Origin of the sequence: Enterobacter cloacae complex sp. EB5 (assembly GCF_031432835.1) — a bacterium.
Lineage (GTDB): Bacteria > Pseudomonadota > Gammaproteobacteria > Enterobacterales > Enterobacteriaceae > Enterobacter > Enterobacter hormaechei_C.
This window is the reverse complement of the sequence record NZ_CP133860.1, coordinates 1,306,610-1,327,816: the sequence shown is the minus strand read 5'-3', so window position 1 is coordinate 1,327,816 and position 21,207 is coordinate 1,306,610. Positions and strand designations below refer to the sequence as shown.

Annotated in this window: 22 protein-coding genes and 3 tRNA genes; 16 read left to right on the top strand and 9 right to left on the bottom strand. The window is 54.9% G+C overall.

All coding sequences use genetic code 11. The features are described from left to right. Positions 1-138: 138 nt before the first annotated feature. The gene (locus RHN82_RS06375; protein WP_003856574.1) at positions 139-876 is read left to right on the top strand and encodes a response regulator transcription factor; all 738 of its coding nucleotides are present in this window, start codon (positions 139-141) and stop codon (positions 874-876) included. Then, on the top strand, positions 873-1,508 hold the full coding sequence (bglJ, locus tag RHN82_RS06370) for a DNA-binding transcriptional activator BglJ (RefSeq protein WP_047052530.1): 636 nt from the start codon (positions 873-875) through the stop codon (positions 1,506-1,508). The genes RHN82_RS06375 and bglJ overlap by 4 nt, the downstream gene beginning before the upstream one ends. Positions 1,509-1,545: 37 nt before the next feature. Here the strand turns inward: bglJ and RHN82_RS06365 are convergent, their stop codons facing one another. Continuing rightward, on the bottom strand, positions 1,546-2,004 hold the full coding sequence (locus RHN82_RS06365) for a YbaK/EbsC family protein (RefSeq protein WP_047052529.1): 459 nt from the start codon (positions 2,002-2,004) through the stop codon (positions 1,546-1,548). A 328-nt stretch (positions 2,005-2,332) separates the two neighbouring features. Between RHN82_RS06365 and RHN82_RS06360 the strand changes: the two genes are divergently transcribed. Continuing rightward, complete coding sequence (locus RHN82_RS06360) at positions 2,333-3,679, top strand: PTS sugar transporter subunit IIC (protein WP_047052528.1); 1,347 nt, start codon at positions 2,333-2,335, stop codon at positions 3,677-3,679. Positions 3,680-3,815: 136 nt separating this feature from the next. Here RHN82_RS06360 and fhuF read toward each other — a convergent pair whose 3' ends face one another. Beyond that, positions 3,816-4,604 (bottom strand): siderophore-iron reductase FhuF, encoded by a 789-nt coding sequence (fhuF, locus tag RHN82_RS06355; RefSeq protein WP_047052527.1) that lies wholly within the window; start codon positions 4,602-4,604, stop codon positions 3,816-3,818. Positions 4,605-4,699: 95 nt separating this feature from the next. Further along, complete coding sequence (locus RHN82_RS06350) at positions 4,700-5,764, bottom strand: GGDEF domain-containing protein (RefSeq protein ID WP_033486722.1); 1,065 nt, start codon at positions 5,762-5,764, stop codon at positions 4,700-4,702. A gap of 216 nt (positions 5,765-5,980) precedes the next feature. On the opposite strand from RHN82_RS06350, the gene RHN82_RS06345 reads away from it, so the two are divergent. Beyond that, positions 5,981-6,250 (top strand): DUF1435 domain-containing protein, encoded by a 270-nt coding sequence (locus RHN82_RS06345; RefSeq protein ID WP_047735121.1) that lies wholly within the window; start codon positions 5,981-5,983, stop codon positions 6,248-6,250. 42 nt (positions 6,251-6,292) lie between these two features. Here the strand turns inward: RHN82_RS06345 and RHN82_RS06340 are convergent. The 4 genes from RHN82_RS06340 to rsmC all read right to left on the bottom strand — a co-directional run bounded on the left by RHN82_RS06340 (position 6,293) and on the right by rsmC (position 7,786). Continuing rightward, positions 6,293-6,379 (bottom strand) — tRNA-Leu (locus tag RHN82_RS06340). A gap of 32 nt (positions 6,380-6,411) precedes the next feature. Continuing rightward, positions 6,412-6,497, bottom strand: a tRNA-Leu gene (locus RHN82_RS06335). Between the two features lie 28 nt (positions 6,498-6,525). Continuing rightward, positions 6,526-6,612: transfer RNA gene (locus RHN82_RS06330), tRNA-Leu, on the bottom strand. 145 nt (positions 6,613-6,757) lie between these two features. Next, positions 6,758-7,786: a 16S rRNA (guanine(1207)-N(2))-methyltransferase RsmC gene (gene rsmC, locus RHN82_RS06325; RefSeq protein WP_015572609.1), complete on the bottom strand. Its 1,029-nt coding sequence runs from the start codon at positions 7,784-7,786 to the stop codon at positions 6,758-6,760. Between the two features lie 102 nt (positions 7,787-7,888). Here rsmC and RHN82_RS06320 point away from each other — a divergent pair, with 102 nt between their 5' ends. The 8 genes from RHN82_RS06320 (at position 7,889) to RHN82_RS06285 (ending at position 14,256) form a co-directional block, all read left to right on the top strand. After that, the gene (locus RHN82_RS06320) at positions 7,889-8,302 is read left to right on the top strand and encodes a DNA polymerase III subunit psi (protein ID WP_047052526.1); all 414 of its coding nucleotides are present in this window, start codon (positions 7,889-7,891) and stop codon (positions 8,300-8,302) included. Continuing rightward, positions 8,271-8,714 (top strand): ribosomal protein S18-alanine N-acetyltransferase, encoded by a 444-nt coding sequence (gene rimI / locus RHN82_RS06315; protein WP_003856565.1) that lies wholly within the window; start codon positions 8,271-8,273, stop codon positions 8,712-8,714. Before RHN82_RS06320 ends, rimI begins: the two co-directional genes overlap by 32 nt. A 19-nt stretch (positions 8,715-8,733) precedes the next feature. Further along, a complete protein-coding gene (gene yjjG / locus RHN82_RS06310) occupies positions 8,734-9,411 on the top strand; it encodes a pyrimidine 5'-nucleotidase (RefSeq protein ID WP_047052525.1) in 678 nt (225 codons plus the stop codon). A 92-nt stretch (positions 9,412-9,503) separates the two neighbouring features. Further along, positions 9,504-11,093: a peptide chain release factor 3 gene (prfC, locus tag RHN82_RS06305; RefSeq protein ID WP_006810210.1), complete on the top strand. Its 1,590-nt coding sequence runs from the start codon at positions 9,504-9,506 to the stop codon at positions 11,091-11,093. Between the two features lie 304 nt (positions 11,094-11,397). After that, positions 11,398-12,015: a molecular chaperone OsmY gene (gene osmY, locus RHN82_RS06300; protein WP_047052524.1), complete on the top strand. Its 618-nt coding sequence runs from the start codon at positions 11,398-11,400 to the stop codon at positions 12,013-12,015. Between the two features lie 125 nt (positions 12,016-12,140). Beyond that, positions 12,141-12,302, top strand: coding sequence for a DUF1328 domain-containing protein (locus tag RHN82_RS06295; RefSeq protein WP_003856556.1), 162 nt, complete (start codon positions 12,141-12,143; stop codon positions 12,300-12,302). A gap of 122 nt (positions 12,303-12,424) precedes the next feature. Continuing rightward, the gene (locus RHN82_RS06290; RefSeq protein ID WP_047052523.1) at positions 12,425-13,477 is read left to right on the top strand and encodes a patatin family protein; all 1,053 of its coding nucleotides are present in this window, start codon (positions 12,425-12,427) and stop codon (positions 13,475-13,477) included. Next, the gene (locus RHN82_RS06285) at positions 13,474-14,256 is read left to right on the top strand and encodes a TatD family hydrolase (protein ID WP_047052522.1); all 783 of its coding nucleotides are present in this window, start codon (positions 13,474-13,476) and stop codon (positions 14,254-14,256) included. The genes RHN82_RS06290 and RHN82_RS06285 overlap by 4 nt, the downstream gene beginning before the upstream one ends. Here the strand turns inward: RHN82_RS06285 and RHN82_RS06280 are convergent. Both RHN82_RS06280 and RHN82_RS06275 read right to left on the bottom strand, forming a co-directional pair. Continuing rightward, on the bottom strand, positions 14,251-15,111 hold the full coding sequence (locus RHN82_RS06280) for a YjjW family glycine radical enzyme activase (RefSeq protein ID WP_047052521.1): 861 nt from the start codon (positions 15,109-15,111) through the stop codon (positions 14,251-14,253). The two genes, RHN82_RS06285 and RHN82_RS06280, sit on opposite strands and share 6 nt — an antisense overlap. Next, entirely contained in the window at positions 15,086-16,621 is a 1,536-nt protein-coding gene (locus tag RHN82_RS06275; protein WP_047052520.1) for a YjjI family glycine radical enzyme, read from the bottom strand. The genes RHN82_RS06280 and RHN82_RS06275 overlap by 26 nt, the downstream gene beginning before the upstream one ends. A 262-nt stretch (positions 16,622-16,883) precedes the next feature. Between RHN82_RS06275 and deoC the strand changes: the two genes are divergently transcribed. The 4 genes from deoC to deoD all read left to right on the top strand — a co-directional run bounded on the left by deoC (position 16,884) and on the right by deoD (position 21,207). Continuing rightward, the gene (gene deoC / locus RHN82_RS06270; protein ID WP_003856543.1) at positions 16,884-17,663 is read left to right on the top strand and encodes a deoxyribose-phosphate aldolase; all 780 of its coding nucleotides are present in this window, start codon (positions 16,884-16,886) and stop codon (positions 17,661-17,663) included. Positions 17,664-17,762: 99 nt separating this feature from the next. Beyond that, entirely contained in the window at positions 17,763-19,085 is a 1,323-nt protein-coding gene (gene deoA / locus RHN82_RS06265) for a thymidine phosphorylase (RefSeq protein WP_310399010.1), read from the top strand. Positions 19,086-19,138: 53 nt separating this feature from the next. After that, complete coding sequence (deoB, locus tag RHN82_RS06260) at positions 19,139-20,362, top strand: phosphopentomutase (protein ID WP_003856540.1); 1,224 nt, start codon at positions 19,139-19,141, stop codon at positions 20,360-20,362. A 125-nt stretch (positions 20,363-20,487) separates the two neighbouring features. Next, entirely contained in the window at positions 20,488-21,207 is a 720-nt protein-coding gene (deoD, locus tag RHN82_RS06255; protein WP_006810199.1) for a purine-nucleoside phosphorylase, read from the top strand.

Sequence of the window (21,207 nt, the reverse complement as noted above, 5' to 3'; positions counted from 1 at the left end):
GTATTGGGCGTTTCATAACCCATGTAACATTTTTCTGGTTTGCGAATATTAAGCCGTTTTGTACTAAGGAATACAAACGTGTTTAACGTCGTAGGGTTAGTTCGTTCTTAAATAATGAATTCATGACATGGAGGGTCTATGTTGCCATTGAATGGTAAACACGGAGTTGTGATTAGTAGAGTGCCGGTTATGCAAAATGGGTTAGGTGGCGTCATGTCGCGTCATTTTCCCGATTTTGAGATAACGTACTGCCGTTCGATGCAGGAGTTGACGCTACTTCAGTTGCGTCGCGCCGGGGTCGTTATTGCCGATATTTCGGGTGAGTATCGCAATCCTCGCGGCACGCTTGAGCAGTATTATGGATTAATGAATCAGTATCGGGATATTCACTGGATATTCCTTGTTTCGCGTCCCCTTTATCCGCTTGCAGTAGAGCTTCTTATGCGCCCGGAAAGCACGCTGCTTTCAGATATGGAGCCTATTGAAGGCGTCATTAACGCTATTCGCGCGGGCAGTGAACGTGCCGAGCGAATAAGCCAGACGTTATTAATACCGGAAACGCCCGATATTGAAGAGGAGAGTGAGCAAATGATTGCACTCACTCACTCTGAACGCAAGGTGTTGCGTTTACTCGGTAAAGGTTGGGGAATCAACCAAATTGCCACGCTGCTGAATAAAAGTAATAAAACGATCAGTGCACAGAAAAACAGTGCAATGCGTCGCTTATCACTTCGCAGTAATGCCGATATGTACGCGTGGATAAGCAGTACCCAGGGAATGCGAGAACTCAGTTTAATGTCGGCTTATGGAGAGTTTGAGGAATGGAAAAGACCACTGCAACAAGACATATCGCCGTCATCGAAAGCTGCTCAATGAGCGCTGTGGGGCTGAAGCATCTCTTTGCGATGCCCGCTCTGAGCCATTACCAGGTGCACCTGTTTAGCAGATTCGCCAGTTTTAAAGCCGCGCTCTCGGATATCTCATTTTATGCGGTTATCTATTCATTGTCTGATGAGCGTGAAGAGCGGAGAAACTGTCTGGCCTGTTTACGGGATCTCACCTTCACCCATAGCGACGTCCAGCGTATCGTGCTGGCCTCAGACGAAATGGAGGCGAGGCTGGTCAGCCATCTTTCGCCTTCTCGCTTGCATGGGATAATCAGTAAATCGGTTCCGCTAAAGCAGCTCATGGAAGGGCTGGAGACATTACTCAGCGAAACGCATCAGGTGAATGACAACATGTACAATCACTGGTGTGTGAGCCAGAATCGTATGTTAAGCCCAACCGAAAGGGCGATTCTGCGTTATATGTCATCGGGTTTTTCAATCCCTGAAATTGCGGCGCAGCTTGAACGTAATATTAAAACTATCCGGGCGCATAAGTTTAACGCCATGGTAAAGCTGGGCGTCAATTCTGACGTGGGATTACTGGATGCGGCGGATATCCTGGCGCATCTCCCTGCCCGGGAAGTTCGTCGTTCCGCTCTCACCGTTCCTTCTTTCTCTTAGCGTTAAAGGGTGCGCCAGCGTTCTTCTGGCGCACCGTTCAAATGCAAACATCCACCCATTTTGCTGCGGTCAGTTCCGCCATTCTGTCGGGCGAAATACGCACCGCACTGTGGATGGCACCCGCTGCGGGTAACACTTCCGCGTATTGTTTTAATGTGATGTCACAGTAAACAGAGAGCGGATTTTCCAGTCCGAAAGGACAGACGCCGCCAACAGGATGACCCGTCAGGGTGACGACCTCATCGCTGCTGAGCATGCGGGCTTTTGCGCCGAATGTCTCTTTAAGCTTTTTGTTATCCAGACGCGCATCGCCTTTTGCAACCACCAGAATCACGTCATTTTTAATTTTCAGTGACAGCGTTTTGGCAATTTGGCCGGGTTCAACGTAGTGCGCGGCAGCAGCAAGGGCAACAGTCGCTGTGCTTTGGTTAAGCTCAATGATCTCTATATCCGGAGCGTATTCGGCAAAAAACTGCTGTACAGACTGCAAACTCATTGATTCCTCCTGACAAATATCCTGCGTAATCTGTCATAAGAATTTAGTCGCTGTAAATATCCCTTAAGTAACAAATATCCGTCTGGGGCGATTTATGGATCGCCTTCACATTCACAGAAACCGGTTACAGTAACCGGTTGCAGAGCGTGATGCAGAGATTAATACTAAGTGTGTAACTTCCCCTGTATCTAATAATAAGAGCTAATTATGAAACCATTCCGTTTGAGCAGTACCGCAGGTACACGATCCGGCAAGGTTGTGACGCTGATGTATGGAACAACGTGTGACGTGAGAGCGTCCAAAACGAAAGTCTGACAGGAGATCTGCTATGTCTGCCAACCACGCTGCATTTAATCTGATTTTCCGCTTCGTTGAAAATTATGTCAGCCCTATTGCCGGGCGCATCTCTTCCCAGCGTCACGTTATGGCTATTCGTGACGGATTTATCTCAGCGATGCCGTTTATGATTGTGGGCTCGTTTTTATTAGTGTTCGCTTACCCGCCTTTTTCGCCTGATACCACCTGGGGTTTTGCTCGCGCCTGGCTGGATATGGCGAAGCAGTTTGAAGGTCAAATTCTGACGCCGTTTGATATGACGATGGGGGTGATGTCCCTTTATATCTGTGCGGCTATCGCCTACAACCTCGGCAAACATTACGTTAAAACCCATCAGCTGGATCCGTTCATGTGCGCGATGCTGTCGCTGATGGCGTTCCTGCTGGTCGCCGCCCCTAAAACCAAAGGCGCTTTGCCGGTCGATAGCCTGGGAGGGACCGGTATTTTCACCGCGATTCTGGTGGCGATCTATTGCGTTGAGATGATGCGTTTCCTGAAAGCACACAATATCGGCATCCGCCTGCCAGACCAGGTACCGCCGATGATCAAAAACTCGTTTGACCTGCTGATCCCGGTGCTGGTGGTGGTGCTGACGCTCTATCCGCTGAGTCTGCTGATCCAGTCGCAGTTCGGTATGCTGATCCCACAGGCCATCATGTCGATATTCAAACCGCTGGTCTCTGCGGCTGACTCGCTGCCTGCGATCCTGCTGGCGGTGCTGATTGGCCACCTGCTGTGGTTTGCCGGGATCCACGGCGCGGCGATTGTCTCCGGGATGCTGCAAATGTTCTGGCTGACAAACCTGGGGGCGAACCAGACCGCGCTGGCGGCGAGCCAGCCTTTGCCACACATCTTTATGGAAGCCTTCTGGACGTTCTTTATCGTTATCGGCGGATCGGGGGCGACGATGGGGCTGGTGTTCTGCTATCTGCGTAGCCGCTCCGCACACCTGCGCTCCATTGGACGCCTGAGCGTGGTGCCAAGCATTTTCAATATCAATGAACCGGTGATTTTCGGTACGCCGATTGTGATGAACCCGGTGTTCTTTATTCCTTTCCTGCTGGCGCCGATGGTTAATGCCGTGCTGGCATGGGCAGCGATGAAGTTTGATCTGATTGGCCGCGTGATTTCCGTCGTGCCGTGGACGGCACCGGCTCCGGTTGGTGCCGCCTGGGCGCTGGGCTGGGATTTCCGTGCAGCCATTCTGGTGCTGGTTTTGGCCTGCGTTTCCGCCATTATCTATTTCCCGTTCTTCAAGGTGTACGAGAAACAGTTGCTTCAGCAGGAAGCGGAAGAAGCACAGCGTAATGAGGAAGAGGAAAATCAGCAGGTCGCTTAGGTAAAAGCAAAACGGCAACGCGAGTTGCCGTTTAATGACCACCAGAGCCGTATGTTCCCCCTCACCCCAGCCCTCTCCCTCAAGGGAGAGGGGGGCCGTCTGTGCAGGCATTAGCCCTGCGGGAGAGGGGGCCAGACTACTTAAGCGTGCAATCGCCGCACTGCTGCACGTCCGGCAGACGGTAGCGCTGACAGCAGGTACGACGTACCAGAAGTCCCTCACGCGGAACCACGGTGCGGTAAAGAGGGTTATCCCGTCCATCCGACAGCTGTCTGGCAAAGAAACAGCTCTGACGCAGCGCATCCACTTTCTCGTCGCCGAGCAGCGGTTTCATCTCCGTTAAATACCAGTGGATAAGATACCCGGTATTACTCCAGATCAGTTTGCCGTTAATCTCTCCCGTCGCTTCCAGCGCATCAATGACCGGAACCAGCGCTCTTGTAATCAGCCGTTCCATACGCGCCTGCGCTGACAGGTGTCTCGCGCTCGGATCTTCGTGTACATCAATCCAGAAACAGGCAGCGCGCCCGGTTTCATGAAATTCAACGTGGAAATGCTCCGACGAGAGATCGAGCATCGTTTCCTGGGTCAACAGGGCCAGCATGACAGGCGGCACCATCAGTCCGATATACCACTGTGCCCAGAGGGATAACAGCGGTTTGTTTTCCCGCGTCAGCGTCGGTTGGTTACGATAAATATGGTCGGAATAGGTTGCCAGCAGTGACCGCAGCTCGGCAGGGCGTTGCCACTCAGTCAGCGTCTGAGCATGATGCGGAGGCGCTTCATCCAGTTTGATGAAATCCAGCAGATGGGCGCGCGTTACGGCAATTTTTTCCCGAATGGCATCCGCAAGCGTCGTTTCCCCGGCGGAGAGTGGAGCTCGCCAGAGCAGGGGCTCAACGATGTGTGCGGTACGAGTCGCCATAGTGTGGATTACAAATCTAAATGATAATGATTGCCAATCCTAACTATAGATAAAACCGAGCGCAAGCGTTTTATCCTGGCGCTGTGAGGGCGGTTTCAGGCGGTATGAAGCTCGTCGCTCAGCAGAATGCTGTTGCGTCCCATATGCTTGGCTTCATAGAGGGCTTTATCGGCTTTCGCCAGCGCGCCTTCAACGTCTTCACCCTCGAACATGGCGATGCCGATGCTGATGGTCACGTTAGTGGCGACGCTTTCGTTAAACATATGGGGGATTTTAAGATCGTATACCTTCTGACGTATGCGTTCTGCCGTCTGGCGCGCTTGCTCCAGCGGGATATTACTCAACAGCACCATAAATTCTTCCCCGCCAAACCGGGCGACAACATCGCGTGAGCGCACGGCGTCGCGGATCGCAGCCGAGACCCTGATCAAGGCCTGATCGCCCATCATATGGCCATAATGGTCGTTGTAGGCTTTGAAGTGGTCGATATCCATCAGCAGCACGAAGTGCTCGCCAGCGTCAGGCCTGGGAAGATTCTCCAGTCGGCTTTGCAGCCCGCGACGGTTATACAGGCCGGTGAGCGGGTCCATCATGCTGAGATCGGTCAGGGTTTCGCGCTCCTCCAGCAATTCGGAAAGCAGCTCCTGGGCGAAACGGTCATTGCGCCGCTGAAGAACATGATGGATACCAATGGCGACCACCGGCAGCGCGAAAAAATAGGCCATTCTCAGCCAGTTTTCGGACGGGCTAAGCCACAGGCAGGATATAAAAGCGGGAAATGAATGTAACGTAAAGGCTTTAATATTACTCGCGAACGCCAGAGACCCTATAAAAAGCACTGTTAATAGCGCCATCATTAAATAGGTCGCGTGATCGTGCGTGATTAACAGAAATTTAGAGACGATCTGCCAGGCCCATAAAAGACCAAAAATAGCTGAAACAACAGGGATATTTATTTTTCGCGTGCTGTTTTTCCAGTGCCAGATAAGTAAGCCTGTGCTGATAGTCAGTACGGCAAAGAGCGGGACTGATAACACGCGCACGGAATAGAGAGGGTTTGTTACCGAGAACAATGCTGATGCGGCGTTCAGAAATAAAAACAAACGTAAAGATAGCTGATATTTCTTGTTGACTAAAGACAGCCAGGATTGTGATGTCATATGCGTGCGTTTTTATTAAAACTCAATTAAAACAATGAGCAAGGTGTTGTTATGTAATATTGGTCGCTACAAAATTGAATTTTTATTATCAGAAAAACTTTATCGGAAGTTAACAGGTGGGCAATTTATCACCTTACACATTCTCTGTCATTATGGGAAAGCAATTGCTGGCGCAATTTCTTACCTCGTATGCTGACAAGTGATAATTACTATCATATGATACTGGTTATCATTATCAGTGCGAGAGGTGAAACCATGTTGAGCAAAGCGCTGGGAAGTGGGTGGGGGATATTACTGCCTGGTTCCATTATCGGTGGGCTGATGTTTGCCGATCTCCCCATTGACGTCTGGAAAGCAATGATTGTTTCGGGCTTGCTGGTGACATCCGCGATGATCTGGCACAAACAGTTACGGCATTATGTGCTGCTGCCTTCATGCGTGGCGCTAATCAGTGGACTGTTGGTGATTATGATGAGTTTGAAATAAAAGGGAAAAAGAAGAGGCACTGCTGAGGGGATGTAAGATAATTGGTGCGAGGGGGGGGACTTGAACCCCCACGTCCGTAAGGACACTAACACCTGAAGCTAGCGCGTCTACCAATTCCGCCACCTTCGCACAGTCATCTTACTGGTTTGATATCGCCTCATTGGTGCGAGGGGGGGGACTCGAACCCCCACATCCTAAGGACACTAACACCTGAAGCTAGCGCGTCTACCAATTCCGCCACCTTCGCCCAGTGCGAGCAATATCAACGTGATTTATGGTGCGAGGGGGGGGACTTGAACCCCCACGTCCGTAAGGACACTAACACCTGAAGCTAGCGCGTCTACCAATTCCGCCACCTTCGCATACCATCGACACTGTAAAAGTATCGTAACCACGGAGGCGCATTCTAGATGTTTTCAGCTTTACGTCAACAGAAAATTGCGCACGTTGTTTTGATTGCTGCAAAAATGGGCGATGGCAGCGTCAGCCATCGCCGGACCGGGGGGGTTACTTTTTCGCCTGGCGCGTCATCACGGTGCGATAGACCTTAAAGCGGCCCGTCTGGGCGATCACTTCGTGGAAACCAAAGGTTTCATCCAGCACTTTCGGGTACGCGAGGAAGGCGTTCGCCACGATACGCAGCTCACCGCCGCTGTTGAGGTGACGGGTTGCGCCACGGATCAGCGTTTGCGCCGCTTCAAGGCTGGTCTCCATTCCGTCGTGGAACGGCGGGTTAGAGATGATCATGTCAAAGCGACCGGTCACGTCGGAGAAGACGTTGCTGGCAAACACGTCGCCTTCAATGCCATTCGCCGCAAGCGTGGCGCGGCTGGCTTCTACCGCCGGGGCGCTCACGTCACACAGGGTTAAACGCACTTTTGGTGAGTGGCTGGCGAGAACCGTGGACAGCACGCCCGCGCCACAGCCGACGTCCAGCACCTTGCCCTTGGTATGAGGCGTCAGGGTGGACAGCAGCAGCTTACTGCCCGTATCGAGCGCGTCACGGCTGAACACGCCCGGCAGGGTTTTAATGGTCAGGCCGTCAAGCTGGTACTCGTCCCAGAAGGCGTCGGCATCGAAGGTGGTCTGTTTTTCCAGACGACCATGGTACAGGCCGCAGCGACGGGCGCTGTCGATTTTCGTCAGCGGCGCCCAGGCTTCGAGCATCTGCTCTGCGCTACGCACCCCGCTGCGGTTCTCACCGACAACAAAAATATCGCAGCCGACCGGCAGCAGAGATAGCAGGTTCATCAGCTGGAACTGGGCTTCCGGCTTGTTCTTCGGCCAGTAGTAAATGAGCGTATCGCAGTCAGCAATATCGCTCTGCTCCGCCGCCAGGCTAAAGCGCGCGCGCTCGCCCATCTGGCGGCTCAGCACCTGCCAGTGGTGATAGTACTGGGTGTGGGCACGGCTTTCAGCACAGTCGAAACGCGCGGGCAGGTCATCCTGCATATCTCCGGCAAACAGAATACGGCTTTCTTCGAAATCATCACTGTGACGCAGCAAGACTTCACTTGCCGGGGTAAATGCAGACATGAATTGTTCCTCAATAAACTCAGGCGGGGATTATAGTAGGTAGATGGCGCAGTTTCGACACATTTGCTATATTTGCGCGCCTGAGAGACAGGAGTTTTCGCTATGACATCCCGACGAGACTGGCAGTTGCAGCAGCTGGGCATCACCCAGTGGGCTTTGCGTCGCCCGACGGCGTTGCGGGGCGAAATAGCCATCTCCATCCCTGCGCATGTCCGCCTGGTGATGGTGGCAGAAGCGCCGCCTGCCCTGAACGAGCCCCTGATTGAGGATGTCCTTCGCAGCCTGAAGGTGACCCACGATCAGGTATTACAGCTGGCGCCCGAAAGCGTCGCGATGCTTCCCCCTGACAGCCGCTGTAACAGCTGGCGAATCGGGGCGGTGGACGAGCTACCCCTTGAAGGAAGCCAGATCAGTTCGCCAGCGCTGGACGAACTGAAAGCCAACCCAAAAGCGCGCAGCGCGCTATGGCAACAAATTTGCGAATATGAACACGATTTCTTCCCTCACGACGGCTGATCTGACCACCGCGTTCGCGATTGAAACCCGCGCCCATGCTTTTCCGTGGAGCGAAAAGACGTTTGCCAGCAATCAGGGCGAACGCTATTTGAATCTCCGCCTGGACGTTGACGGTGCGATGGCTGCGTTCGCCATCACGCAGGTCGTTCTGGACGAGGCGACGCTGTTTAATATCGCGGTCGATCCCGCTTACCAGCGCCGCGGGCTGGGCAGGGAACTGCTTGAGCACCTCATTCGTGAGCTGGAAACCCGTGACGTTTTCACCCTGTGGCTGGAAGTGCGCGCGTCGAATGTCGCCGCCATCGCGCTCTATGAAAGCTTAGGCTTTAACGAGGCGACTATCCGCCGTAACTACTACCCCACCGCAGAGGGACGTGAAGACGCCATTATCATGGCTCTGCCGATTGGATAACGAAAATAAGGTTGTAACGATGAAATGGGACTGGATTTTCTTTGATGCCGACGAAACGCTGTTTACGTTTGACTCGTTCGGCGGCCTACAGCGGATGTTTCTCGACTATAGAGTGACGTTCACCGCGGAAGATTTTCAGGACTATCAGGCGGTGAACAAACCGCTGTGGGTGGATTACCAGAACGGAGCCATCACCGCGTTACAGCTTCAGCATCAGCGGTTTGACGTGTGGGCTGAACGGTTAAACGTCAGTCCTGGGGTGCTGAATGAGGCCTTCCTGAATGCCATGGCAGATATCTGCGCGCCGCTGCCTGGCGCCGTTTCTCTGCTGGATTCGCTGAAAGGGAAGGTGAAGCTTGGGATCATCACCAACGGCTTTACCGCGCTTCAGCAGATCCGCCTTGAACGCACCGGCCTGCGCGATCATTTCGACGCGCTGGTGATCTCCGAAGAGGTGGGCGTGCCGAAGCCGGATCCGCGTATTTTCGATTATGCGCTGGCGCAAGCGGGCAATCCTGACCGCGATCGCGTGCTGATGGTGGGGGATACGGCAGAATCTGATATTCTGGGAGGTATGAGATCGGGCCTGTCGACCGTCTGGCTGAATGCGCATGGCCGCACGCTGCCGGAAGGCATCGAACCGACCTGGACCGTAACGTCATTGAACGAACTGGAGCAGCTCCTGTGTAAACAATGATTGCCTGCCCCCTGTTGATGGGTAAAATAGCCGCATTTTTCGTATTCCATGATGCGCGGCCTGCTGCCGCGCTTACCTAAGAAGAATTGATTATGACGTTGTCTCCTTATCTGCAAGAGGTGGCCAAACGCCGCACTTTTGCCATTATCTCGCACCCGGATGCCGGTAAAACGACCATCACCGAGAAGGTGTTGCTGTTCGGACAGGCGATCCAGACCGCGGGTACCGTTAAAGGCCGTGGCTCCAGCCAGCATGCGAAATCCGACTGGATGGAGATGGAAAAGCAGCGTGGTATTTCGATTACCACCTCCGTGATGCAGTTCCCGTATCACGACTGCCTGGTGAACCTGCTGGACACCCCGGGGCACGAAGACTTCTCCGAAGATACCTACCGTACGCTGACGGCGGTGGACTGCTGTCTGATGGTGATCGACGCCGCGAAAGGTGTTGAAGATCGTACCCGCAAGCTGATGGAAGTCACCCGTCTGCGCGATACGCCGATCCTCACCTTTATGAACAAACTCGACCGTGACATCCGTGATCCGATGGAGCTGATGGATGAAGTGGAAAACGAGCTGAAGATTGCCTGCGCCCCAATCACCTGGCCGATTGGCTGCGGCAAGCTGTTCAAAGGGGTTTACCACCTCTATAAAGACGAAACCTACCTGTACCAGACCGGTAAGGGCCACACCATTCAGGAAGTCCGCATTGTGAAAGGTCTGGACAACCCGGAGCTGGACGCCGCTGTCGGTGAAGAGCTGGCCGCCCAGCTGCGCGATGAGCTGGAGCTGGTTAAAGGCGCGTCCCACGAGTTCGACAGAGAGCTGTTCCTGAGCGGTGAAATTACCCCGGTCTTCTTCGGTACCGCACTCGGTAACTTCGGCGTTGACCATATGCTCGACGGTCTGGTGGAGTGGGCCCCGCAGCCGATGCCGCGCAAAACCGACACCCGCGAAGTAGAAGCGAAGGAAGAGAAGTTCTCCGGCTTCGTCTTTAAAATTCAGGCCAACATGGATCCGAAACACCGTGACCGCGTCGCCTTTATGCGCGTGGTCTCCGGTAAGTACGAGAAGGGCATGAAGCTGCGTCAGGTCCGTATCGGTAAAGACGTGGTGATCTCCGACGCGCTGACCTTCATGGCGGGCGACCGTTCGCATGTAGAAGAAGCCTATCCGGGTGACATCATTGGTTTACACAACCACGGCACCATTCAGATTGGCGATACCTTCACGCAGGGCGAGATGATGAAGTTCACCGGTATCCCGAACTTCGCGCCAGAACTGTTCCGCCGCATTCGCCTGCGCGATCCGCTGAAGCAGAAGCAGCTGCTGAAAGGCCTGGTCCAGCTTTCCGAAGAGGGCGCGGTACAGGTGTTCCGCCCCATCGCCAACAACGATCTGATCGTAGGCGCGGTGGGTGTGCTCCAGTTCGACGTGGTGGTTGCCCGTCTTAAGAGCGAGTACAACGTGGAAGCGATTTACGAATCGGTAAACGTGGCGACCGCCCGCTGGGTTGAATGTTCAGACGTGAAGAAATTCGAAGAATTTAAACGTAAGAACGAAGTTCAGCTGGCGCTGGACGGTGGCGATAACCTGACCTATATCGCCCCGACTATGGTTAACCTGAACCTGACGCAGGAACGTTATCCTGATGTTCAGTTCCGCAAAACGCGCGAGCATTAATTCCCTCTCAGAGCACGGCTGCCGCCGTGCTCTTCTTTAATTCCTGTGTTATTAAACCCTTGCGGAATGTTCTTAATTCACCGCAATTTTTCGCTATTCGTTCGTTTTTTCCCCAATTCTGAATGCACCCCTCTGATTGTGATCTATATTTAACTCAGTGTTTAGCACCGGGCGTGGATGAATTAACTGTTCAATGCATGTCCACTGGTTCTCCATTTTGTCCCGGTGTTAATTCGCAATATATAAAACCAAGATTTAGGGAAGTATGTCGCCCAAATAACGGGCAAAACACAGGAATAAATCGATGAATATGACAAGACTGAAGATTTCTAAAACTCTGCTGGCTGTAACGTTGGGTAGTGTCCTGGTAAGCGGTTCTGCTCTGGCGGAATCCAGCACCATGGATAAAGCGCAAAGTTCCGCCAATACCGCAGGGGAAAAAATCGATAGCTCTATGAATAAAGTCGGTAATTTCATGGATGACAGCTCAATCACAGCAAAAGTGAAAGCCGCACTGGTGGATCACGAATCCATTAAGAGCACCGATATTTCTGTTAAAACCGACAACAAGGTTGTCACCCTGAGCGGTTTCGTTGAAAGCCAGACCCAGGCTGAAGAGGCCGTTAAAGTGGCGAAAGGCGTTGAGGGCGTAAGCTCCGTCAGCGACAAACTGCACGTACGTGACAGCAAAGAATCGTCGGTGAAGGGCTATGCCGGAGATGCAGCAACTACCAGCGAAATCAAAGCTAAACTGTTAGCTGACGACATCGTGCCATCCCGTATGGTGAAAGTTGAAACCACCGATGGTGTGGTCCAGCTGTCCGGTACGGTTGAGAATCAGGCACAAAGCGATCGTGCCGAGTCAATTGCGAAAGCTATTGATGGTGTGAAAAGCGTCAAAAACGATCTGAAAACGAAGTAAAGCAGTACCACTCGCCCGTCTGGCTGAAAACCGCGGGCGAAATAAAAACGATTCTGGAAAAGCCGGTGAGTGACCTGAGCGCTCACGTTTAGCGGCCGACATTAACTATGGTAAAGGAGAGGCTTATGTTTCGTTGGGGCATTATATTTCTGGTTATCGCGTTAATTGCCGCCGCATTGGGCTTTGGTGGACTGGCGGGTACCGCGGCATGGGCAGCGAAAATTGTCTTCGTCGTCGGTATTATTCTGTTCCTGGTCAGCCTGTTTACGGGTCGACGTCGCCCGTAGCAAACGCAATATTTATTAAACAAACTCAAGCCAGTCCTCGTGACTGGCTTTTTCTCGTTTGAGAACCACCGGGAAAGTGCGTTACTGTGTCTCATCAAAATAATGAAAACAGGAAGGCAGAGGTGGGGCAACGAATTCCCGTTACGCTCGGCAATATTGCGCCGCTGACGTTAAAACCGTTTCATGCAGGCCAGCTTGCGCTGGTCTGTGAAGGGGGCGGGCAGCGCGGTATCTTCACCGCTGGCGTGCTCGACGAATTTATGCGCGCGCAATTCAACCCGTTCGATCTCTATTTCGGCACCTCTGCCGGGGCGCAGAACCTCTCCGCCTATGTCTGCAACCAGCCCGGCTATGCGCGCAAAGTGATTATGCGCTACACCACCTCGAAAGAATTCTTCAATCCGGTACGCTTCGTGCGCGGCGGGAACCTGATCGATCTCGACTGGTTACTGGATGCCACCTCCAGCCAGATGCCGCTGGCCATGGATACCGCGTCACGACTGTTCGATACCGGCAAAGAGTTCTGGATGTGCGCCAGCCGTGGCGATGACTATTCGCCGGGTTACTTTTCGCCGCAGAAAGAGAACTGGCTGGATATCATCCGCGCATCCAGCGCGATCCCGGGATTCTACCGCACCGGCGCCCTGCTGGAGGGGATAAGCTATCTTGACGGCGGTATCAGCGACGCGGTGCCGGTACAGGAGGCGGCGCGGCGCGGGGCAAAAACCATTGTGGTGATCCGCACGGTGCCTTCGCAGATGTATTACACCCCACAGTGGTTTAAGCGGATGGAACGCTGGCTGGGCGACAGCAGCCTGCAACCGCTGGTGAATATCGCGAAGCAGCATGAAACCACCTACGGCGCGATGCAGCGTTTTATTGAAAAACCACCGGGCAAGCTGCGCATCTTTGAAATTTATCCGCCTAAGCCGCTGTTGAGCATAGCGCTGGGCAGTCGGCTGCCTGCGTTGCGTATGGATTACAAAACGGGGCGGCTGTGCGGGCGGTACTTCCTGGCGACCGTCGGGAAAATGCTGGCGGAGCAACCGCCTCTTCATCGGCATAAAAGCATCATTTTGCCGCCTGCCGTTGTGGCCAATGACGCGGTGGCGATGCCGCTGGTGGACGCGCCGCAGGCCAACGATGGCTTACTCGATAACGAGGATCTGGCGTGACGCACTGCTTTATCGATACCCATTGCCACTTTGATTTCCCGCCGTTTAGCGGGGAGGAAACATCCAGTATCGCGCGCGCGGCTGAGGCCGGTGTGAGAGCCATTATTGTGCCCGCTATTGAAGCGGCGAGATTCGACAAAGTTATGGCGCTTGCCCGGGAGCACGATGCGCTGTATGCCGCGCTGGGTCTGCATCCGATCGTTATTGAGCACCATCTTGATGACCATCTCGACAGGCTGGATGCCACGCTGCAAAACGCGGATACGAAGCTGGTCGCCATCGGTGAGATCGGCCTCGATCTCTATCGTGAAGATCCGCAGTTTGAACGCCAGCAGACGATCCTGGACGCGCAGCTCCGGCTGGCGAAGCGCCACGATCTGCCGGTGATCCTCCACTCCAGACGTACCCATGACAAACTGGCGATGCACCTGAAGCGCATCGACGTGCCGCGCAGGGGCGTGGTCCATGGTTTCGCTGGAAGCCTTCAGCAGGCGCAGCGTTTTATCGAGCTGGGCTATAAGATTGGCGTCGGCGGCACCATCACCTATCCGCGTGCCAGCAAAACCCGTGATGTGATGGCGCAGCTCCCGCTGACCTCGCTCCTGCTGGAAACGGATGCGCCTGACATGCCGCTGAATGGTTTTCAGGGCCAGCCCAACCGCCCGGAGCAGGCGGCGCGCGTTTTTTATGTGCTGTGTGAGCTGCGTCAGGAGCCTGAAGATGTGATTGCCAGCGCGCTGCTGGAAAATACCCGCGCGGTCTTCGGCATCACGCTATAGATAAAGGGCCGGGCGGATCACCGTGATTTGCTGCCGTTCCAGGGCCTGCGCCAGCGGCTCGATGTCCTCCGGCGTGGCGCTCCGCCATCGCGCCGCCTCCCCGTAAACCCCATGGGCATGAAACGCGTTGATCCGCACCGGAACGTTCCCCAACGCGTGGATAAAAGCGGTCAGCGATGGCAGATGATGCAGATAATCACACCGATCGGGGATCACCAGCAGGCGCAGCTCCGTCAGGCGATGACGATCGGCCAGCCAACGGATGCTCTGCTTGATCAGCGTATTTTCGCGTCCGGTCAGAAAAAGGTGATGTTCATTACCCCAGGCTTTCAGATCCACCATCGCGCCGTCAAACACCGGTAACAGCTTTTGCCAGCCGGTTTCGCTTAACAGACCGTTGCTGTCCACCAGGCACGTCAGATGGCGCAGGGACGGATCGGCTTTCATCGCGGTGAACAGCGCAACCACAAACGGCAGTTGCGTGGTGGCCTCACCCCCGCTGACGGTCACGCCCTCAATAAACGGCGCGGACGTGCGAATCCGGGAGAGGATCTCCTCGACGCTATAGCGCTGCGCCATCGGTGTCGCCTGTTGCTGACACAGATGCAGACAGGTGTCGCACTGCTGACAGTGACTCTCCTGCCACCAGACGCGCCCTGCCTGAATCGTCAGCGCATCATGCGGACAGTGGGGCACACAGTCGCCGCAGTCGTTGCAGCGCCCTATCGTCCACGGGTTATGGCAGGTTTTGCAGCGCAGGTTACAGCCCTGGAGGAACAGCGCCAGGCGGCTGCCCGGCCCGTCCACGCAGGAGAAGGGTATGACCTGACTAACTAAAGCGCATCTGTTGTTCATGGCTTATCACGCGTGGCTGCCGTTCCAGAATACGGGTATTGCGCGCGGCCTCCTCGCCGAGCCAGGTGGTGTTGGTGCGCGAGCCGGCCTCCCGGTATTTCTCCAGATCGGAGAGCCGCACCATATACCCGGTGACGCGCACGAGGTCGTTTCCGGCTACATTCGCGGTGAACTCACGCATACCGGCGTTGAACGCCCCCAGGCACAGCTGCACCACTGCCTGAGGATTGCGTTTAACCGTCTCATCCAGGGTGAGAATATCGCTGATCCCCGAATGATAGTGTTGATGGTGCGGCGCCACGGCCAGCAGGTGGCTGACAGGGTCCGGTTCGTCGCCGTACGGCAGACGTGCACCCGGCGTGGTGCCAGAATCGGAACTGATCCCCGACTGGGCATGCAGCATCGCGCGGCGCTGCCAGCCGTGTTTCACCGGCGTGTTTTCAACAAACGCCGCAAGCTGTTCACTGATGCGGTAGCCCAGCGCATTGGCCTGTTCGTTCTTACCGTAACGTCCCGTAATACCTGCTTTCTCGCACAGCACATTCACCGCTTCAGCCAGACCGTACATGCCAAACATCGGCACAAAACGATCGGCATCAATCAGCCCCTCTTTCACCAGGAAGCTATTCTCAAAGAAGCCGGATTGTTCATATAAAAAATCGCAGCGCGCATTGATGATCGCGATTTGTTGCTGGCAGTAGTGGGGAAGGGTACGGGTGAAAAAGTCTTCCGGTGAGCAGCTGTGTTCCGCAATCGCCTTCAGGTTAAGGCGCACCAGCGTGCTGCCGCCGCCCGCCAGCGGCAGGGAGTTGTAACAGCTCACCACGCCATAGCGACCTTTTGTGAAAATTTTATCATTCACCGGGCCATTAGAAATATGCGGCTTACTACATTCACAAATGTTTTTCGCCACGCTCAGCAGCAGATCGCCGGGGGTAACATCCGGGTCGTAGATAAAGGTCAGGTTCGGCGCAACCTGCTTCAGTTCGGCATCTGCACGAAGGATGGCTCGGGTGACAGGCGTATCCGCCGGGCCGATATTGGCATGCATAAACGCATCGGGCAGGGTTCTGTCCAGGTAACGCCAGAAACGTTTTATTCGGCTATCGATTTCATCCTGTGTTAGAATTTTAACATAGGGGCTGAGTATCTCATCGAGCTGGCCCAGATAGACCGGCATCGATGTGACGGACGGAACATGGTGATAAAGGATAGTGAGCAGCGAGAGGGCATCATCCAGATCTTTCGCCCCTTCCAGCTCCAGCCATTCTGAGCCGTTAGCCAGGAATTTAGCGTAATCCGGCAGCACGTAGCGCGGTTTGTATGGCGCATGGCCTTCGAACATGTCGCAGATGAATCCCTCGTCCAGCGCAGCGCGGGCCGCCTCTGGCAGGGCGGGATAGGGCAGATTGTTCTCCGCTTCCAGCGCCAGAAAATGACGTTTTTGTTCCGGGGTTAACATCGGGCTGGTCACAATGTGCTGGCAACGTTGTTGCAGGGCGTCGGGCATGTTCACTTCCTTGGTTGTTCTGCGGATAGTGAACGAATTGTAGGAAGCCAGCCTGGTGGCGCTTTTGATCAGAACGGGGATATCGCCGATTTAGTCAGCAATTAACGCACTAAAATTTGAAGAAGATCTCATTACAGTAATGCAAATTTGCACACAGTTTTCATTAACTGTGATGAATGTCGAAGTGTGGATGCGGGTGAATGTTAGAATACTCACAGACCCGCAAGGTAAAATTTATACGGCACTGCCGTTGGAGAATGTTATGACCGATTTAACTGCAAGCAGCCTGCGCGCGTTGAAACTGATGGACCTGACCACCCTGAACGATGACGACACCAATGAAAAAGTCATCGCCCTGTGCCATCAGGCGAAAACGCCAGTGGGTAACACCGCCGCCGTCTGTATCTATCCGCGCTTCATCCCGATTGCCCGCAAAACGCTGAAAGAGCAGGGCACGCCGGACGTGCGCATTGCCACCGTAACCAACTTCCCGCACGGCAATGACGATATCGAGATCGCGCTGGCAGAAACCCGCGCGGCGATTGCGTACGGCGCAGACGAAGTTGACGTGGTATTCCCGTACCGCGCGCTGATCGCCGGCAACGAGCAGGTCGGTTTTGACCTGGTGAAAGCCTGTAAAGACGCGTGTGCGGCGGCAAACGTGCTGCTTAAAGTGATCATCGAAACCGGCGAGCTGAAAGAAGAGGCGCTGATTCGTAAAGCGTCTGAAATCTCTATCAAAGCGGGCGCGGATTTCATTAAAACCTCTACCGGTAAAGTGCCGGTCAACGCTACCCCGGAAAGCGCACGCATCATGATGGAAGTCATCCGTGATATGGGCGTGTCCAAAACCGTTGGCTTCAAACCGGCGGGCGGCGTGCGTACCGCGGAAGACGCGCAGCAGTTCCTGGCGATTGCCGACGAGCTGTTCGGCGCCGACTGGGCGGACTCCCGCCACTACCGCTTCGGCGCGTCCAGCCTGCTGGCCAGCCTGTTGAAAGCGCTGGGTCACGGTGACGGTAAGAGCGCAAGCAGCTACTAAGTTGAATTGCCGGGTGGCGCTACGCTAACCCGGCCTACAGGATCGTGGGGCGGGTCAACATACCCGCCGCCATTCACCCGATTCCGCATGGAGGTTACCGTGTTTCTCGCACAAGAAATTATTCGTAAAAAACGTGATGGTCATGCATTAAGCGACGAAGAAATCCGCTTCTTTATCAACGGCATTCGTGATAACACCATCTCTGAAGGGCAGATTGCGGCTCTGGCGATGACCATTTTCTTCCACGATATGTCGATGCCTGAGCGCGTGTCGCTGACCATGGCGATGCGAGATTCAGGAACCGTTCTGGACTGGAAAAGCCTCAACCTCAACGGCCCGATTGTGGACAAACACTCCACCGGCGGCGTGGGCGACGTGACTTCCCTGATGCTTGGCCCGATGGTGGCAGCCTGCGGCGGTTACATCCCGATGATTTCGGGGCGCGGCCTGGGTCATACCGGCGGTACGCTCGACAAACTGGAAGCCGTTCCGGGCTTCGATATCTTCCCGGATGACAACCGCTTCCGCGAGATTATTAAAGACGTTGGCGTGGCGATTATCGGCCAGACCAGCTCTCTTGCTCCGGCAGACAAGCGTTTCTACGCGACGCGTGACATTACCGCGACCGTAGACTCTATCTCGCTGATCACCGCCTCTATCCTTGCCAAAAAACTGGCGGAAGGTCTGGACGCGCTGGTGATGGATGTGAAAGTGGGCAGCGGCGCGTTTATGCCGACCTATGAACTCTCTGAGGCGCTGGCCGAAGCGATTGTTGGCGTTTCCAACGGCGCGGGCGTGCGCACCACCGCACTGCTGACGGACATGAACCAGGTGCTGGCCTCCAGCGCCGGTAACGCGGTTGAAGTCCGCGAGGCCGTGCAGTTCTTAACAGGCGAATACCGTAACCCGCGTCTGTTCGACGTCACCATGGCGCTGTGCGTTGAGATGCTCATCTCCGGCAAGCTTGCCAAAGACGACGCGGAAGCCCGCGCGAAGCTTCAGGCGGTGCTGGACAACGGCAAAGCGGCGGAGATCTTTGGTCGGATGGTGGCGGCGCAGAAAGGCCCGACCGACTTCGTGGAAAACTACGCGAAATACCTGCCCACCGCGATGCTCAGCAAAGCGGTCTATGCGGACAGCGAAGGCTTTGTCTCGGCTATGGATACCCGCGCGCTCGGCATGGCTGTCGTGTCTATGGGCGGCGGTCGTCGTCAGGCATCGGACACCATTGATTACAGCGTCGGCTTTACCGATATGGCCCGTCTGGGCGACAGCGTTGACGGCCAACGTCCGCTGGCGGTGATCCACGCGAAAGACGAAGCCAGCTGGCAGGACGCGGCGAAAGCAGTGAAGGCGGCAATATCTCTTGACGATAAAGCACCGGAAACCACACCGACGGTCTATCGTCGTATCACTGAATAGCGGTATACTGATCTGATCGCATTTTTATGAAGCACTAAGTACGGAGAACAATTATGAAACGTGCATTTATTATGGTGCTGGACTCATTCGGCATCGGCGCAACCGAAGATGCAGAACGATTTGGTGACGTGGGTTCCGATACCCTGGGTCACATCGCGGAAGCCTGTGCAAAAGGCGAAGCGGACAACGGTCGTAAAGGCCCTCTGAACCTGCCAAACCTGACCCGTCTGGGGCTGGTAAAAGCGCATGAAGGCTCTACCGGTAAGATCGCAGCCGGTATGGACGGTAACGCGGAAGTGGTGGGCGCCTACGCGTGGGCGCACGAACTTTCTTCCGGGAAAGATACTCCGTCCGGCCACTGGGAAATCGCCGGCGTGCCGGTGCTGTTTGACTGGGGTTACTTCTCCGATCACGAGAACAGCTTCCCGCAGGAGCTGCTCGATAAGCTGGTGAAGCGCGCCAACCTGCCGGGCTACCTCGGCAACTGCCACTCTTCCGGTACCGTGATTCTGGATCAGCTCGGCGAAGAGCACATGAAAACCGGTAAACCGATTTTCTATACCTCTGCTGACTCCGTGTTCCAGATTGCCTGCCATGAAGAGACGTTTGGCCTGGATAAACTGTACGAGCTGTGCGAGATCGCCCGTGAAGAGCTGACCGAAGGCGGCTACAACATTGGCCGCGTTATCGCGCGTCCGTTTATCGGCGACAAAGCGGGTAACTTCCAGCGTACCGGCAACCGTCACGATCTGGCCGTGGAGCCACCAGCGCCGACCGTGCTGCAAAAACTCGTCGATGAGAAAGACGGCCACGTGGTTTCCGTGGGTAAAATCGCGGACATTTACGCCAACTGCGGCATTACCAAAAAGGTCAAAGCGACCGGTCTGGATGCGCTGTTCGACGCCACCATCAAAGAGATGAAAGAAGCGGGCGATAAGACCATTGTCTTCACCAACTTCGTGGACTTCGACTCCTCCTGGGGCCACCGTCGCGACGTCGCCGGGTATGCTGCGGGTCTGGAACTGTTTGACCGCCGTCTGCCTGAGTTGATGGAGCTGGTGGGTGAAGATGACATTCTGATCCTGACCGCGGACCATGGCTGTGACCCGACCTGGACCGGTACCGACCACACCCGTGAGCACATTCCGGTGCTGGTGTACGGCCCGAAAGTCAAACCGGGCTCGCTGGGTCACCGTGAAACCTTCGCGGACATCGGCCAGACGATTGCGAAATACTTTGGTACGTCTGACATGGAATATGGCAAGGCTATGTTCTAAACGGATTGGGTGCGGCCTGATGCCCTCACCCCGGCCCTCTCCCTGTGGGAGAGGGAGAACAGAATGTAGGCCGGGTAAGGCGTAGCCGCCACCCGGCAAAAACAACAATGTAAAAGGAACTGAAGATGGCAACTCCTCACATTAATGCAGAAATGGGTGATTTCGCTGACGTCGTATTGATGCCGGGCGACCCGCTGCGCGCGAAGCACATTGCAGAAACCTTCCTCGAAGACGTGCGTGAAGTGAACAACGTGCGCGGCATGCTGGGCTTCACCGGCACCTATAAAGGCCGCAAAATCTCCGTGATGGGTCACGGCATGGGTATCCCATCCTGCTCCATCTACACCAAAGAGCTGATCACCGATTTCGGCGTGAAGAAAATCATCCGTGTTGGCTCCTGCGGCGCGGTGCGCATGGACGTTAAGCTGCGTGACGTGGTGATCGGCATGGGCGCGTGCACCGACTCTAAAGTCAACCGCATCCGCTTTAAAGATCATGACTTTGCGGCTATCGCTGACTTTGACATGGTGCGTAACGCGGTTGACGCGGCAAAAGCGCTGGGTGTTGACGCACGCGTGGGCAACCTGTTCTCTGCCGATCTGTTCTACTCGCCAGAAGGCGACATGTTCGACGTGATGGAAAAATACGGCATTCTGGGCGTGGAAATGGAAGCGGCCGGTATCTACGGCGTGGCGGCTGAATTCGGTGCGAAAGCGCTGACCATCTGCACCGTGTCTGACCATATCCGTACCCACGAGCAGACGACCGCTGCCGAGCGTCAGACCACCTTCAACGACATGATCAAAATCGCGCTGGAATCCGTTCTGCTGGGCGATAAAGCGTAA